General features: G+C 61.0%; 14 protein-coding genes. 4 read left to right on the forward strand and 10 right to left on the reverse strand.

All coding sequences use genetic code 11. From position 1 onward, the window contains the following. Positions 1–46: 46 nt before the first annotated feature. Together PMI18_RS07415 and glsB are read right to left on the reverse strand one after the other, a co-directional pair. Positions 47–1165 carry a DUF3616 domain-containing protein gene (locus PMI18_RS07415; protein ID WP_007904436.1) on the reverse strand — a complete coding sequence of 373 codons (1119 nt, stop codon included), beginning with the start codon at positions 1163–1165 and terminating at the stop codon, positions 47–49. A 75-nt stretch (positions 1166–1240) separates the two neighbouring features. Beyond that, the gene (gene glsB, locus PMI18_RS07410) at positions 1241–2149 is read right to left on the reverse strand and encodes a glutaminase B (RefSeq protein WP_007904438.1); all 909 of its coding nucleotides are present in this window, start codon (positions 2147–2149) and stop codon (positions 1241–1243) included. Between the two features lie 231 nt (positions 2150–2380). Between glsB and PMI18_RS07405 the strand changes: the two genes are divergently transcribed. The 4 genes from PMI18_RS07405 (at position 2381) to PMI18_RS07390 (ending at position 5735) form a co-directional block, all read left to right on the forward strand. Next, positions 2381–3010: a ferric reductase-like transmembrane domain-containing protein gene (locus PMI18_RS07405; RefSeq protein WP_007904441.1), complete on the forward strand. Its 630-nt coding sequence runs from the start codon at positions 2381–2383 to the stop codon at positions 3008–3010. 214 nt (positions 3011–3224) lie between these two features. Then, positions 3225–3740, forward strand: a complete 516-nt coding sequence (locus PMI18_RS07400; RefSeq protein ID WP_007904442.1) for an HvfX family Cu-binding RiPP maturation protein — start codon at positions 3225–3227, stop codon at positions 3738–3740. 47 nt (positions 3741–3787) lie between these two features. Further along, positions 3788–4486 carry a dienelactone hydrolase family protein gene (locus tag PMI18_RS07395; RefSeq protein ID WP_007904444.1) on the forward strand — a complete coding sequence of 233 codons (699 nt, stop codon included), beginning with the start codon at positions 3788–3790 and terminating at the stop codon, positions 4484–4486. 61 nt (positions 4487–4547) lie between these two features. After that, positions 4548–5735: an MFS transporter gene (locus PMI18_RS07390; RefSeq protein ID WP_007904446.1), complete on the forward strand. Its 1188-nt coding sequence runs from the start codon at positions 4548–4550 to the stop codon at positions 5733–5735. Here the strand turns inward: PMI18_RS07390 and metC are convergent. The 8 genes from metC to PMI18_RS07350 form a co-directional block, all read right to left on the reverse strand. Then, a complete protein-coding gene (metC, locus tag PMI18_RS07385) occupies positions 5732–8491 on the reverse strand; it encodes a cystathionine beta-lyase (RefSeq protein WP_007904448.1) in 2760 nt (919 codons plus the stop codon). The two genes, PMI18_RS07390 and metC, sit on opposite strands and share 4 nt — an antisense overlap. A gap of 296 nt (positions 8492–8787) precedes the next feature. After that, positions 8788–9384, reverse strand: a complete 597-nt coding sequence (locus PMI18_RS07380; protein ID WP_007904449.1) for a cysteine dioxygenase family protein — start codon at positions 9382–9384, stop codon at positions 8788–8790. Positions 9385–9401: 17 nt separating this feature from the next. Further along, complete coding sequence (locus PMI18_RS07375) at positions 9402–10238, reverse strand: amino acid ABC transporter ATP-binding protein (protein ID WP_007904450.1); 837 nt, start codon at positions 10236–10238, stop codon at positions 9402–9404. Continuing rightward, positions 10225–11013, reverse strand: coding sequence for an amino acid ABC transporter permease (locus tag PMI18_RS07370; RefSeq protein WP_007904454.1), 789 nt, complete (start codon positions 11011–11013; stop codon positions 10225–10227). Before PMI18_RS07370 ends, PMI18_RS07375 begins: the two co-directional genes overlap by 14 nt. Next, complete coding sequence (locus tag PMI18_RS07365) at positions 11003–11737, reverse strand: amino acid ABC transporter permease (protein ID WP_007904455.1); 735 nt, start codon at positions 11735–11737, stop codon at positions 11003–11005. Before PMI18_RS07365 ends, PMI18_RS07370 begins: the two co-directional genes overlap by 11 nt. Continuing rightward, positions 11734–12945 (reverse strand): aminotransferase class I/II-fold pyridoxal phosphate-dependent enzyme, encoded by a 1212-nt coding sequence (locus PMI18_RS07360; RefSeq protein ID WP_007904456.1) that lies wholly within the window; start codon positions 12943–12945, stop codon positions 11734–11736. The genes PMI18_RS07365 and PMI18_RS07360 overlap by 4 nt, the downstream gene beginning before the upstream one ends. Then, positions 12942–14366 (reverse strand): FAD-binding oxidoreductase, encoded by a 1425-nt coding sequence (locus PMI18_RS07355; protein WP_007904458.1) that lies wholly within the window; start codon positions 14364–14366, stop codon positions 12942–12944. Before PMI18_RS07355 ends, PMI18_RS07360 begins: the two co-directional genes overlap by 4 nt. Continuing rightward, the gene (locus tag PMI18_RS07350; protein ID WP_007904459.1) at positions 14363–15214 is read right to left on the reverse strand and encodes a transporter substrate-binding domain-containing protein; all 852 of its coding nucleotides are present in this window, start codon (positions 15212–15214) and stop codon (positions 14363–14365) included. The genes PMI18_RS07355 and PMI18_RS07350 overlap by 4 nt, the downstream gene beginning before the upstream one ends. Positions 15215–15248 lie beyond the last annotated feature (34 nt).

Genomic DNA, 15248 nt, shown 5'->3' on the forward strand with positions numbered 1-15248 from the left:
GTATAGGAAAATCCATGAAGCGTCATTCACCGGGGTGCAGTGGCGGTTACTTTTTTGCCAGTCGAAATACATCTTGCTCCAGGCGATTGCTCCCCTGTTTGCGCCACTTGGCGTTCGCGTCATAGACCACCAGCAGCAAGGGCTCTTCTACGCCGGCGGTGCTGACAAAGGTCATTCCTTCGGCATGATCGCGGCCTTTATCCTCTCCTTGCCCATAAGGAACCTCCAGGGCCGGCGTCAGTTGTTCGCTGAAGACAAAACTTTCGTCTGTTGGTCTGGCGCCGTTGTGCCATCGAAACAAGCTGACAGGCCCGTCGAGGTTCATTGTCGGCCCGGCCAGGATCAACATGTCGTCACCATCGATGCATAAGTCCCTGACGCCGAGTCCATCCAGCTGGAGAAAATGCTTTCGGTATTTGCGCCCCTTGGGCCCGATTTTTTTCAGCGTCAGCGTGTGGACGGCCTTGGGATGGTCTTCGGGTTCGACCTCCAGAACAATGGTCCAGCCCCGCAGCACAGGCCCTCGCAACCCGATAAAAACCCGCTTGCCATTGACCTCGAGGCCTTCGGTATCGAACCCGTTGTCCTTACCGGGAATGTGCAGAAATGCCCCTATATGCTCGTCATCCTTGAGTTCATTGAGCAATTCGTTACCCAGTTGATCGCCGGACAATTGGGCGGCAACTCGAGCATCGTTGATGGTGCTCTTTACCAAAGTGAACGTCCCGTTTTCTTCGACCACCGGAATCCGGGCCAGGAGAAAACGATTGCCATCGCGGCTGACAGTTGCCAGACGCTCGGCGTTTTTCTTCAGGGACTTGGTGCTATCGGGTTTTTTCCGTTTCAAGCTGTGAGACCCCACAACCCAGAGATACCCCGTGTCGCGGTCGTAACTCAAACCTTCCAGGTCTGCCTCAACGAATTCTTCGCCAATCGTCGGGATGACCGGCAGCGTCAACAGGGACGCCAACGGGAACTGTTTGTGCTGGTCAAACAGAAACTCGCCCGCACCGACGCGCTCACGCAAAGTGAAGCGCTCCAGGCTCAAGGATTCATCATTGGCGACCCACAGGGTGTCGCCTATCTGGACCACGGCAGACAAGCCTTTGCGCAAATGAGTGTCCGGGTCATTGAAGACTAGAAGCGCGGAACCGAAATTCACCATGAAGTCACCCGCCCCTTGAGTCAAAGCATGCCTGCTTCACGGTAGCGGTCATCGAGCGCTAGTCAAGAAATGCCATCAGAACACCGACCAGCCGATCCGCTGACTCAACAACTCCAGCGCCGCCATGCCGGCGAGGGAGTTGCCGGCGGTGTTCAATTCCGGAGACCAGACGCACACCGTGAATTGACCCGGCACTACCGCGACGATGCCCCCGCCCACGCCGCTCTTGCCCGGCAGACCGACGCGATAGGCAAAATTGCCCGCTTCGTCGTACAGCCCGCTGGTGGCCATGATCGAGTTGACTTGCTGGGTCTGGCGGGCGCTGAGGATCTGGGCGCCGCTGTGTTTGCAGAAACCGTCGTTGGCCAGAAAGCAGAACGTGCGGGCCAGATCCACACAACTCATGCGTAGCGCGCAATGGCTGAAGTAGCTGCGCAGCACGGCTTCGACGTCGTTATGAAAGTTGCCGAACGACTGCATCAGATACGCCATGGCCGCGTTGCGCGCGCGGTGCTGGTATTCCGATTCGGCGACCTTGCCGTCCACCATGACATTCGGGTTGCCAGACAAACGCCGGACAAAATCGCGCATCGATAATGCCGGCGCGGCAAAACGTGACTGGTTGATGTCGCAAATTACCAACGCGCCGGCGTTGATGAAGGGATTGCGCGGGCGCCCGCGCTCGAACTCCAGCTGCACCAGCGAGTTGAACGGCTGCCCGGACGGCTCATGGCCCAGACGCTCCCAGATCGCTTCGCCGGAATGGTCGATGGCCTGCACCAGGCTGAATACCTTGGAAATACTCTGCACCGAGAACGGCGTGTCGGCGTCTCCGGCACAAAACAACTCGCCGTCATTGCCATACACGGCAATGCCCAACTGATTGGACGGCACCGTGCCGAGGGCGGGAATGTAGTCAGCCACTTTGCCCTGACCGATCAACGGTCGGACTGCGTCAAGGATCTCGTTCAACAGCGCTTGCATGCCGGGTTCCGAAGTCTCGCCCCATGGGATTGCGGGGACACTGTCGCTAGACGCTGCTGGTCGGTACTGAATCACAGTTTTGTATGGGAATGTATCTGTCGCGGCCCGGGATACATGAACTTGCACCGGGTGATCTTTCGGACATACCGCCTATACACCCGGTTGAAAAACTCCTGCTGTCCGCTGACCACCGGCAAAAACCGGGTCGGCCCTTTGCTCAGGAGTGTTGTCATGATGACCCAAGTTCCTCGTTACCACGGCTGGTCGTTGTTTGGCCTGCTGTCCTTGCTAGTGCTAGTGATGACCGGCCTGATTCTGCTGCTGAACCCGGATCTGGTGGAAGCCACCCGCAGCGCCATTCGTGCTACCGCGCGCACTTCGTTTGCACTGTTTCTCGCCGCGTTCACCGCCTCGGCCTTCGCGGTGCTGGTGCCCTCGCCTTTCAGCCGTTCGTTGGTGCGCGAACGACGCTTCATCGGCCTGGCCTTCGCGTTTTCCCACCTGGTGCACGCCGTCCTTATCTACAGCTATGGCCAACTGAACCCCGAGTTCTGGCCCGGCCGCACCACGGTCGGCAACATCCCGGGCTCGGTCGGTTATCTGTTCATCCTGCTGATGGCGTTGACCTCGTTCAAAACCACAGCGCGACTGATCGGCCCCACAGCCTGGAAAGCCCTGCACGTCAGCGGCATGTGGGTGCTCGCGGCGGTGTTCACCTATTCCAACTTCAAACGCATCCCCCTAAGCGCCTGGTACGTATTGCCGTTCGGTTTGATGTTTTCGGCAATCGTGATTCGGCTGCTGGGCAAGATTGCGCTGAAGTACAAACGATCAACCAGGCATGCGTTATTGACCGAATGAAACCTCAACAACACCAACATTCCCTTGTGTGAGCGGGCTTTTGTGACGAGGGGGCTTGCCCCCGTTGGGTCGCGAAGCGGCCCCGGCATTTCAAAGTTAAACCGCATGTAACGGGTTTACGACTGCTTCGCAGCCGAACGGGGGCAAGCCCCCTCGCCACAAGTCCGCTCCCACAATGAATGCACCTGCCGATCAAACCCCGGAGCTAAAGCCCATGAATACCTCTCTCTCATCGGCCCTCAAAGGCCTGCACCTGAACCTCGACCGTGCCGGCAGCTGGATCGCACCCCTGACCCTACGGGTGTTTCTGGCCTGGGAATTTTTCGAGTCCGGCCTGGAAAAATGGAACGGCCAGAACTGGTTCGCCGACATCCAGAACAGCTTCCCGTTTCCCTTCAACCACGTTCCGGCCACGCTGAACTGGGAACTGGCGATGTGGGCCGAATTGATCTGCGCCCTCGCCCTGCTGGTGGGCCTGGGAACGCGGGTTTCGGCGGTTATTCTGACCATGGTCACGATCGTCGCGACCGCCGCCGTTCACTGGCCGGCTGATTGGTCTACATTGAGTGAACTTGCCCAAGGTTATGCCATCAGCAATAAAGGCCATGGCAACTTCAAACTGCCGCTGATCTACCTCGCAGCCCTCATGCCGTTGCTGCTCTCGGGGGCCGGCAAGCTCAGCGTGGACGCGCTGTTGGCTCGATACTTCTGGCGGCGCAGTCACCGCTGATACGCCAGCGTCTCGATAACCTACCCAACTTATGTAAAGGAGCCATCATGAGCGTAACCACCCAATGGATCGAGATCACCAGCGCCGAGGGCACGTTCGGCGCTTACCTGGCCATTCCTCACACCCGTAAAGGTCCAGGGATTGTGCTGATTCAGGAAATCTTCGGCGTCAACGAGCACATCCGCTCGGTCGCTGAGCAATACGCCGCCGACGGCTACCTGGTCATCGCGCCGGATCTGTTCTGGCGCCACGGCCACCGGACCGAACTGGGCTACGACGAAGCCGGCTGGAAACGCGCCGTCGAGTTGATGAACGCCACCGACACCCAAAAAGCGCAGGCCGACATCAAACTGGCCATCGACGCCCTGAAGGCTCATCCGGGGCTGGACGGCAGAATCGCCTCCATTGGTTTCTGCTTCGGCGGCATGCTGTCGTACAACACCGCGGCCAATGGTTTCGTCGACGTGGCGATCGCCTATTACGGCGGCGGTATTCAGAACCAACTGGATCGGGCCGGTGAACTCAAGGTGCCGATGCTGATGCACTTCGGCGAACAGGACAGCCACATCCCCATCGACGCGGTGAAGCAAATCGCCGAGCGTTTCGAGTTCAACGACGACGTCGATATCGAGGTGTATCCGGGAGCCGAACATGGCTTCAACTGCTCACACCGTGACAGCTACAACCAGAGGGCGGCGGTCGAGGCACATGGCAATACGTTGCTCTTTTTGAGTCAGAATCTTTAAGGCCTGATCGCCGGGGTTGGCGACATAAACAATCGGTGAGCATTCAATCCCGGAAACCAGCATGGACAACTTCTCAAAACCCAGACCGGCTTCACTGCGTATCCCTTCCACAGTCTGGGCCCTGGGTTTTGTCAGCCTGTTCATGGACCTGTCTTCAGAGCTGGTGCACAGCCTGCTGCCGGTGTTTCTGGTCACGACCTTGGGCGCGAGCGCGTTGACCGTCGGGGTAATCGAGGGCATCGCCGAGGCGACCGCGATGCTGACCAAGATATTCTCCGGCGCTATCAGCGACTTTCTCGGCCGGCGCAAAGGCCTGCTGTTGATGGGCTACGGTCTGGCAGCCTTGTCGAAGCCGCTCTTTCCCCTCGCGCAGTCGGTGGAGGTGGTGTTCACCGCGCGTTTTCTGGATCGCATCGGCAAAGGCATTCGTGGCGCGCCGCGAGATGCGCTGGTTGCCGATGTGGCACCCGCCGAAATCCGTGGCGCGTGTTTTGGCATGCGCCAATCGATGGACACCGTGGGCGCCATTCTGGGTCCGGTCCTGGCGATCGTGCTGATGCTTTGGCTCGGGCAGATCCATCTGGTGTTGTGGTTTGCGGTGATCCCGGCGGTGATATCGGTGGCGCTGATTGTCGGCGGGGTAAAAGAACCGACCGCTGCCGCTGGCGAACGCACCTTTCGCTCGCCTATCCACTGGAAAGTTCTGCGGGATTTTTCGCGCGATTATTGGTGGGTGGTGATCGTCGGTGGGCTCTTCACGCTGGCCCGTTTCAGCGAAGCCTTTTTGGTATTGAAAGCACAGCAAACAGGTCTGACAGCAACCTGGGTGCCGATGGTGATGGTGGTCATGTCGCTGCTTTATGCCGTGTCTGCCTACCCTGCCGGCTGGTTGTCCGACCGGATCAGCCGCACCAAAGTGCTGTGTGTCGGCATCGTCCTGCTGATCCTGGCGGACCTGTTATTGGCGCATGCAGACTCGATCATGACCATGCTGGCGGGCGTGGCCCTGTGGGGCCTGCACATGGGCTTCAGCCAGGGCATTCTCGCGACGCTGATCGCCGACACCGCGCCCGAACACCTCAGGGGCACGGCGTTCGGCCTGTTCAATTTGATCAGCGGCGTGTGCCTGTTGATCGCCAGTGTGCTCGCCGGTGCGCTGTGGGAGACCTCGGGCTCGGCCAGCACTTTCATCGTCGGAGCGGTGCTGGCGGCTGCGGCGTTGCTGTTGCTTCTGTTGCGCAAGCCTTAGTCCACAGCGGCGGCGAACCCGCGTTGCAAATCTTCGATCAACGCGTCGACATCTTCCAGGCCGATGTGCAGTCGCAGCACCGGGTTCAATGCACGATCTACCGCACTGTTGCGATCCTTGGTATCAGCGACGGTGACCAGGCTTTCGTAGCCGCCCCAGGATGCGCCCAGACCAAACACCTGCAGCGCATCGATAAACCGTTCGACGTACGTGGCGTCGGCCTCGCGCAGTTCGAAGGAGAGTAAACCGTTGCTGCCATTGAAGTCCCGCCGCCACAGTGCGTGATGGGGATGATCGGGCAGCGCTGGATGGAACACCCGTTTCACCTGTGGTTGCGCCTGTAGCCATTGAGCGATTTCCAGGGCCTGGCGTTCGTGTACGTCGAGGCGCGGCGCCAGGGTTCGTGCACCTCGCAGCACCAGATAGGCATCGTCGGGGCTGACGGTGATGCCAAAGGTGTCACTCATGGACGCCAGCGGCCGCCAGACCTCTTGCCGGGCACAGACGCTGCCCATGACCACATCACTGTGACCGCACAGGTACTTGGTCAACGCGATGATCGAGATGTCCGCGCCCAGAGTCAGTGGCCGGTACAGGTAGCCCGAGCCCCAGGTATTGTCCACGGCCAGCAGGATGCCGCGCGGTTTACACAAAGCGGCGATGGCCGGCAGGTCGCAGAGTTCATACAACAGCGAGCCGGGCACCTCGGTGTAGAGCATTTTGGTGTTGGCTTGCAGTTGCGCTTGCAGGCCACTGCCGTCAGGCGCGAAGTAGCTGACCTGGATGCCGAACGGCTCAAGCAGCTCCCGGGCCAAACGTCGCACGGGCGCATACACCGCGTCGGTGATCAGCACATGATCGCCGGGCCGCAGATAGGCCAGGAACGTCTGCGCCACCGCCGCCAGCCCGGTATCGAACAACCGAGTGCGGTAACCGCCCTCCAGCTCCGTCACCAGATCTTCCAGGGCGAAGGCTGTCGGATTGCCCCGGGCACCATAGCTCAGAACCCGTTCGCTATCACGGCGAGCACGGGCGTCGCGCATTTGCGCCAGGTTGTCGAACAGCACCGTGCTCAAACGAGTGACCGGCACGTTGACCGCCCGACCGCCACTGCCTTTTTCAGTTCGTGCTGAATGCACCAGACGGGTACGAACCCGTGCATCACGGGTGGCTTGTGACTGCGCGCGCAACGGTTTGAGACTGGCGATTTCGTCTGCGCTCATTTGCGCCAACAAGCCTATTTCCCAAGCCAGGTACTGACGCGCCGCCTCCTTGTTACCGGAGTGACGATCATGGGTAAAGAACAGGAAATCGATGCACTGGTGATCGGGTGGTGTGTTGGCATCTTCCTGCACTGCAAACCCCGCCGTGCGCCAGGCGTCGAGACCGCCGTCCAACAGGCGGGTTTGTGCACGCTGAGCGTCAGGCAACTCCAGCGTGGCGAAAGCGGCCAGCAGCGGGTCATCGGCCAGCAACACCAGAGGTCGCTGTTCATCGGCCAACTCACTCGCCAGCAACGAGCGGATTGACCAGCGCGAGCCGGCGATATGGCCCTTGCGGTAGGCCATGCTCAGGCGCAGGTCAATCAGTGCCACGGCGTTATCCTTCAGCGCATCGTTCAGGGCTTGTGCCGTGATCACTGGCAACGCTTCGTGAGCGAGGGGCTCAACTGCAGGCAACGCCAGACCGCTATTCACCCCGTCCGCTAGAACATAAGCCTCATGCCCCAACTGCCGAAGCCAACTGGCAATAATCGGTGCCCGCACGCCATCGCTGTCAATCAGCACCACCCGCGCCTGACGCACGCCGATGTACAGATCGGTGGATTGAATCAGCTGACCACCCGGCGTGTGTTGCGCGCCCGACAGGCTGCCAGCGGCAAACTCCTCGACGGTGCGCACGTCGCACAGAAACAGGCTACGTGCGGCCTCCCCGGCCCACTGCTCGACCTGCGCGGTCGCAACGGTTTTTACCCCGGCCCGTTCGGCCAGTCGTGCCGCCGCAAGGCGCTGTTGCGGTAAGGTCTTCGATGACACCTCATCGGCATAGCGGCGGGTGCTGCCATGCTCCAGCTGAAGGTCTTCCAGGTACCAGCCCTGGGTCCCATTTTCGAGGGCGTAGACCGGGTTTTTCAAACCCAGATTGATCAGGGTCTGGGCGCCAATAATGCTGCGGGTTCGACCGGCGCAATTGACCACGATCGGCGTGTTGTCGTCCGGCACCAGATCCTGCACGCGATAGCCCAGTTCGCCATTCGGGCAACAGACGGAACTGGGGATGGTCATCTTGCAGTATTCGTCGAACGGCCGACCGTCCAGCACCACCAGCGAATCGCCCCGGGCTTGCCATTCGGCCAACTGCCTGGCGGTGACGTGCGGCGTATGACTGACCTCTTCCACCAACTCGCCAAAGGCCTTGGACGGCACGTGCACGCCGGCAAACAGTTGCAGGCCTGCCGCCTGCCAGCCATCGGCACCACCGTCGAGAATATGCACGCGGCCATACCCCAACGCCTGCAGACGCTGAGCGGCACGGGCCGCGACGTCCCCAGCGTTCTGGTCATAAATCACCAACCGCACCTGTGGATTCGGCGCCAGGCGTCGGACCTCCAATTCCAGGCGACTGTAGGGCAGGTTCACCCCGTGAAACAGATGGGCTTCGCCATATTGGCCATACTCACGCACATCAAACAGGGCAATTTCCTGCCCGTCGAACAGCCATTGCTGCAGTTGCCCTGGAGTTACCGTCTGGCTCATGAGAGTCCCGTGTGAAAAATAAAAAATGAATATTGTCGAAGGGCCAGCGACCAACTCCCGTCAGTTATGCATGGCACTGAACCTGTGGCGAGGGAGCTTGCTCCCGTCGGACTGCGTAGCTGTCCTTTGTTTGGGGCCGCTTCGCGGCCCAGCGGGAGCAAGCTCCCTCGCCACAGGTTTTCCATCGCTCGATCTATCGCTTAAATGCCTGGCTTCAGGGCCACCACGCGGTATTCAAGCCCCAGATCCTTACGCAAGATGCCGATCTTCAAGCCATTGCCAGTGGGCCAGATCGATCATGCGTAGGCCTTGATCGATGGGGCCATTTGCGAGGCGTTGTAATTGAGAATGCGCCCGTCGGCCTCGACCCCATAACGACCGTTGAGCGATTCCAGGGGCAAGCCGTACAGGTGGAAATGCAAGGTCGGTTGTTCGCCTTCGACACGAATGCCATGCAGGTCTTCACCGAGGAACGAGATCGAGGTGCCAGGCTGCACGATCACTTCTTTTTCCAGGTGCAGGGTCGTGAACCCAGGCTCGCGACCCTCGTCATCACGGGCGTAGACGTAGTTGATTTCCTGGCCTTCGACGGCGCTGATGATCGCCCAGGTTTCGTGGTTGTGGGGGATGGTGCTTTTGCCCGGCAACAGCGAGTTGAGGTACAGCGTCGGCGTGTCGCCATCGTCGTTGAGACGGTAGCGGAACGCGGTGCTGCCCTGCCCCGGCACTGGCGCCGGGAACGCGTCGAAATTGAACAGATCGCGACGCTCAGCCAGGGTTTCGAGCAAGGCGACGATTTGCGTCAACGCAGCGCGGTCGACGCCACGCTGATTGATGACGCGGATTTTCTTGAGGAAATCTTCGATGACAGCGGCACGGTTATCGGTACTCATGAACAGGCTCCTCGGTATTAGACAGACAGGCTGTAGCGGCTCAGATTGGTCAACAGATACGGATCGTTGGCGACGCGGGGACGGCGTCCCGGATCGCCCAGTGCATGACGAAGAAACTCTTGAGTGCGTTCGCTGGTGGGGTGCTGGAAAATCTGCGCGGCGCTGCCGTGCTCGACGATCACGCCGTTTTCGGTGAAGTAGACGATGTCGCTGATCTCTTCGGCGAAACGCATTTCGTGGGTCACCAACACACAGGTCATGCCCTCTTCGGTCAGCTCGCGAATCACCGTCAGCACCTCGCCGACGGTTTCCGGGTCGAGGGCCGAGGTCACCTCATCGAACAGAATCAATTCCGGGCGCATGGCCAATGCGCGAGCAATCGCCACTCGCTGCTGCTGACCGCCGGAAAGTTGTCCCGGATAAGCATCAGCCTTGTGCTCCATGCGCACTTTGGCCAGCAAGGCGCGGGCGTCTTTCTCCGCCTCGGCGCGGTTGCGCCCCAGCACTTTGCGCGGTGCGATCACCAGGTTCTCCAGCACCGACAAATGCGGGAACAGGTTGTACTGCTGGAACACAAACCCCACGCGCTTGCGCAACTCGATGCGCTGGGCTTCCTGGGCCAGGGTGTGAACCTCGGTGGTGCCGACGCGAATACTGCCGCGCTGAGGCTGTAACAGGCCGGTGATGCAACGCAGGATCGTCGACTTGCCGGAACCGGACGGGCCGATGATCGACACGGCCTGCCCACGGTGCACGTCGAGGTCGATGCCCTTGAGCACCGGGTTGCTGCCAAACGACAGATGCAGGTCGCGCAGGCTGACCAGAGGTTCAGCGACGGTTTCAGTAGAAGGCATAACGTCGCTCCAAGTGTTGGGTGAGTCGGGAAATCGGGTAGCAATAGGCAAAGAACAGCACCAGCAGGCTCAGGTAAATCACCACGGTAAAACCGGTCAGGTTCACCGTGTTGCTGGCGATTTGCGCGGTGTCGATCACGTCATGCACGCCCACCAATGACGCCAGTGCGGTGCCCATGGTGATCACCGCGTAGAGGTTCATCCACGGCGGCAACATGCGCTTGAAGCACTGCGGCAGGATGATCGAGCGGAAAATCTGCCCACGGGTGAACGCCAGGGAACGTGCGGCCTCCCATTGGGTACTGGGGATCGAGGCGACCGCGCCACGGAAGATTTCCGCAACGTTGGCGCTCGCCGGCAACGCCAGGCCAAGGGTGACCTTGACCCAATCGGGGAACGAGACATAGGCGCTGCCGATGTGGATCTCGAACGGGAACACATAGGTGGTGAAATAGATCAGCACCAGCCACGGCGCGTTGCGAAAAACCTGCACCCAGATCCGTGCCGGCAAGCGCAGCAGCCACAACGGCGACAACCCCAGGGCACCCACCAGCAACCCCAGCAACGACCCCAGCCCGATCGCCACCAGGCTGATCAGAATGTTCTGGCCAAAGCCCACGACCAGCGCTGGCGACCATTGCAACAAGGCCTTGAGCACCGGGCTGTGCGGGGCGAAATACCCCAGCCAGAGCACCGCAACCGCCAACACCAGCAACTTGCCGACATGCCGCCGTGGCCAGGCCACTGGCGCGGTGACGGACGATTCAATGGCCATAGCCGGGCATCCTCAGGCGCGCTTCGAGCAGGCGCCCCACACAATTGACGGTAAAACTCAGCAGACCAAAAAACGTCAGGATCAGAATCATCAACTCCAGCACGTTATCGCTCTGGGTCCAGATCATGATCGCCGCGTAGGTGATGTCGCCGACGGCAATCGCCGAGGCGACGGCGGTCATTTTCACCAGGTCGATCAGGTTGTTGATCAGCGACGGCAAGGCGAAGCGCAGGGCCAGCGGCAGTTGCACATTCCACAACAACTGCCGACTGCTGAACGCCAGCGAACTGGCCGCCTCCATCGTCACCGCCGGCACGGCTTCGATGCCGGCGCGCAAGGCTTCGGCATGGAACGCGCCCTTGTGCAGCGAGATCACGATCACCACCCAGGCGAACGGCGTCAGCGGGTTGGCCGCGCCGACGGCCTGGGTCAGCAGCATGTTCAGCACCAGGAACGCGCAATACAGCTGCACCAGCGTCGGCGTGTTGCGGGTAACTTCGACAAACACCCGCGCAGGTTTCGCCAGCCAGGGTTTGCCCGAGGTCAACATCGCCGCCAACCCGAGACCCGCCAGCAGGCTGCCGACGATGGTGAACAGGCACAGCAACACCGTGGTCAGCGCGCCCTGCTCCAGGGTTCCGCGCTGATAGGCGTCCAGCAGAAAGCCGTAGTTCAGGCCGAACCCGGCGGCCCAGCGGACGAACAGTTCCAGCAAATGACTCATGGTTCGCCCCGCAATTGCCCGCAGGCTTGAGCGATGCGTCGTCCGGCCTCGGCGACGGTTTCAGTCGCAGTGGCAATGGACAAGCGAAACCACGGCGACAAGCCATAAGCGCTGCCCGCTACGCCGGCCACGCCTTCCTCCAACAAATACGCGACGACGTCGGCATCGGTTTGCAAGCGCTGACCATCCGGGCGATAGCGGCCCAATAATCCGGCGCAACGAATAAATACGAAGAAACCACCTTGAGGTTCGAGCACTTCAAGGCCGTCGACTTTGCGTAAAGCACTCACCAGTAAATCCCGGCGTTGCTGATAGGCCGCGACCTGCGACCGCAAAAAATCCAGCCCACCGTCGAAAGCTGCCAACGCGGCGGCTTGCCCTACCGACGAAGCGCCCGAGGTGGATTGCGATTGCACCACCGTCATCGCATGGGTCAGCACTTGCGGTCCGGCACCGAAACCAATGCGCCAACCGGTCATGGCGTAGGTCTTGGACACGCCGCCCACCAGCAGGCAGCGCGACTGCAAATCCGGCGCGACGTTGAGCAGGCTCTGGGCCGGCCGACCGTCGAAGCGGATATGTTCGTAGAGCTCATCCAGCAGAATCAGCACCTGGGGATGGCGCCGCAGCACCTCGGCCAAGGCTTGCAGCTCGGCCTCGCTGTATACCGCGCCGCTGGGGTTGCCGGGGCCGTTGAGGATCAGCCAGCGAGTTCGCTCGCCGATGTATTGCTCCAACTGCTCGGCCGTCAGTTTGCAACCCTGCGCCAACCCGCATTCGATGAACACCGGCTCGCCACCGTTGAAGCGCACGCTGTCCGGAAACGACGGCCAATACGGCGTCGGCACCAGCACTTGATCGCCGTCGTCGAGGGTGGCGGCGAAGGCATTGAAGATGATCTGTTTGGCACCGTTGGCAATCACGATCGATTCCAGCGGGTAGTCCAGATGGTTTTCCTGCCGGAGCTTGCGTTGCACCGCAATTCGCAAGGCCTTCACGCCCGGTGTCGGCGTGTACTTGGTGGCACCGGCAGCGATGGCGGCATAAGCGGCCTGCTTGATGTGGTCCGGGGTGTCGAAATCCGGCTCGCCGATGGTCAGGTCAAGGATGTCGCGACCGGCCTCGCGCAGGGCCGTGGCTTGGGATTTGGCGGCGGCATTGGCCGACAGCGAGACGCGCTGCACGCGTTTGGACAGGCGAACATTCATGACTCGATCGCCTCCAGTACCTTGCCCGGATTGAGCTGGTTTTTCGGGTCCAGCGCCTGCTTGATCCGACGCATCAGGTTGAGTTCTACGGGACTTTTATAGCGCCCGAGCATGTCCCGTTTGTGCTGGCCGATACCGTGTTCAGCGCTGATTGAACCGCCGTGGGCGTGGGCGCTGTCGTGCACCAGTTGGCTGAGTGCCACGTAATGGATCATGTGCGCCTCGACCGTCGAATCCTGCGGATGGGCGACGTTGTAGTGCAGGTTACCGTCGCCCAGATGGCCGAAGGTGTAATGCCGCACACCGGGAAAATGACGCTGCAACAACGCATCGGTATCGGCGACAAACGCCACCACCTGGGAAATCGGCACCGAGACGTCGTGCTTCATGTTGCGACCGGCACGCTTCTGCGCCTCGCTCATGTTTTCGCGCAACAGCCATAACGCCTGGCTCTGGGCGAGGCTTTCGGCGATCAGCGCATCGGCCAGCAAGCGCTGTTCGAAGGCTTCGCCCAGTACCTGTTCAAACGCTTCGCGGGCATGGCTTTCGCTGTGGTTATCGGACAATTCCAACAGCGCGAACCAGGGCTGACGAGCGCCAAGAAAGGGTTGCGGGCCTTCGGGAAATTGTTCACGCAGCAGCGCGAAGCACTCGGCGCTGAGCAGTTCGAACGCCGTGAGACTGGCGCCGAAACCGGCGCGGGCATGGGACAGGAACGTCACCGCCTGGGCCAACGAATCGAAGGCTAGCAACGCCGTGGCTTGGGCTTTGGGCAGCGGGAACAGTTTCAGGGTCGCGGCGGTGATAATGCCGAGCGTGCCTTCGCTGCCGATAAACAGGTCGCGCAAGTCGTAGCCGGTGTTGTCCTTGCGCAAACCGCGCAGGCCATTCCAGATTTCACCCTGAGCGGTGACCACTTCCAGACCGAGGGTCAATTCGCGGGTATTGCCGTAACGCAACACCGCGGTGCCGCCGGCATTGGTGCCCAGATTACCGCCGATGGTGCAGCTGCCTTCGGCGCCCAGGCTCAGCGGGAACAGACGCCCGGCGTCACGGGCGACATCCTGAATGGTTTGCAGAATGCAGCCCGCCTCGACGGTCAGGGTGTCGTTGTCGGTGTCCACCGCCCTTACGCGGTTCATGCGATCGAGCAGCAGCAACACCGCATGCCCACTGGCGTCCGGGGTCGCTCCACCCATCAGCCCGGTGTTGCCGCCCTGCACCACCACCGGCGTATCACAAGCCATACAGGCACGAACCACCGCGGCGACTTCTTCGGTGTTTGCCGGATGGACAGCGGCAATCACCTGCCCCACATAACGGCCCTGTTTGTCGGTCAGGTACGCGGCGGCCTCTTCGTTGCTCTGCACATGACGGGCGCCGAGCAGTTGCTGCAGGGCGACGAACAACGGCCGACTCATGGCCGCACAGCCAACGGTGCCGCGTTGCGGTATTGCTCGTGCAGGTCACGCAAGGCCTGCGACGGCGCCATGCCGGTGCGCTCGCCCAATTCGATCAACCAGCCGCTGCGGTGCCAGTCACGCACGATGGCATCGAGTTTCGCCTGGGTATCGTGTTCGCCCTTGCGGACCCAGATCACCGAGTTCGACGGGATCAAATCACCCGGCAGCGGGATTTCATACCCGGCCCACTCGGCATCGCTCAACAAGGTATGCATGGTCGGGCTGACATGCACCGCCGCCACGCAGCCATTGCCGCGCAACGACAACAGTGATTCGGACTGGCTGCGGAACGCCTTGATTTGTGCGCCGTAGGTTTCCTGCAATGGCTTGATGAAGTTGCTGCCCTGGGACACGCACACCGGTTTGCCCTTGAGGTCGGCCCACTGGGTGATGCCCGCACCTTTGCGAATCAACGCGGCACCGCCGACTTCTTCATAAGGCGTGGGCACGTAATCGAGAATCTCGGCGCGCTCTTCGGTGAACTGCATATTGGCGATCAGGATGTCGACCTTGCCCTGTTGCAGGAACTGCACCCGGTTGGGCGCCAGCACGGAAACCGTTTGCGCCTCGACGCCCAGCGCCTTGGCGATGCCCTTGGCCAGTTCGACGTTGTACCCCAGGTGCTCGCCGGTCTTGGGGTCGAGAGTGCCGAATGGCGGGCCACTGAGAATCACCCCGACGCTGATGGCGTGGCGTTGCTCGATCTTGTCCAGTGTGGCGTCGGCCTGAGCGAGGCTGGCGCCCAGCACGGCGCATCCTGCCAGGCACAACGTGGCCAGGCCTCTGGCGGAAAAATATCGGTTCATGCACGACTTCCTTGAACGACCGCCGAGCCAGTCG

Source organism: Pseudomonas sp. GM102, from assembly GCF_000282555.1.
Taxonomy (GTDB): domain Bacteria; phylum Pseudomonadota; class Gammaproteobacteria; order Pseudomonadales; family Pseudomonadaceae; genus Aquipseudomonas.

Coding starts and splice junctions, on each gene's coding strand:
- PMI18_RS07415 (WP_007904436.1), bottom strand. CDS start 1,165: ATGGTGAATTTCGGTTCCGCGCTTCTAGTCTTCAATGACCCGGACACT.
- glsB (WP_007904438.1), bottom strand. CDS start 2,149: ATGCAAGCGCTGTTGAACGAGATCCTTGACGCAGTCCGACCGTTGATC.
- PMI18_RS07405 (WP_007904441.1), top strand. CDS start 2,381: ATGATGACCCAAGTTCCTCGTTACCACGGCTGGTCGTTGTTTGGCCTG.
- PMI18_RS07400 (WP_007904442.1), top strand. CDS start 3,225: ATGAATACCTCTCTCTCATCGGCCCTCAAAGGCCTGCACCTGAACCTC.
- PMI18_RS07395 (WP_007904444.1), top strand. CDS start 3,788: ATGAGCGTAACCACCCAATGGATCGAGATCACCAGCGCCGAGGGCACG.
- PMI18_RS07390 (WP_007904446.1), top strand. CDS start 4,548: ATGGACAACTTCTCAAAACCCAGACCGGCTTCACTGCGTATCCCTTCC.
- metC (WP_007904448.1), bottom strand. CDS start 8,491: ATGAGCCAGACGGTAACTCCAGGGCAACTGCAGCAATGGCTGTTCGAC.
- PMI18_RS07380 (WP_007904449.1), bottom strand. CDS start 9,384: ATGAGTACCGATAACCGTGCCGCTGTCATCGAAGATTTCCTCAAGAAA.
- PMI18_RS07375 (WP_007904450.1), bottom strand. CDS start 10,238: ATGCCTTCTACTGAAACCGTCGCTGAACCTCTGGTCAGCCTGCGCGAC.
- PMI18_RS07370 (WP_007904454.1), bottom strand. CDS start 11,013: ATGGCCATTGAATCGTCCGTCACCGCGCCAGTGGCCTGGCCACGGCGG.
- PMI18_RS07365 (WP_007904455.1), bottom strand. CDS start 11,737: ATGAGTCATTTGCTGGAACTGTTCGTCCGCTGGGCCGCCGGGTTCGGC.
- PMI18_RS07360 (WP_007904456.1), bottom strand. CDS start 12,945: ATGAATGTTCGCCTGTCCAAACGCGTGCAGCGCGTCTCGCTGTCGGCC.
- PMI18_RS07355 (WP_007904458.1), bottom strand. CDS start 14,366: ATGAGTCGGCCGTTGTTCGTCGCCCTGCAGCAACTGCTCGGCGCCCGT.
- PMI18_RS07350 (WP_007904459.1), bottom strand. CDS start 15,214: ATGAACCGATATTTTTCCGCCAGAGGCCTGGCCACGTTGTGCCTGGCA.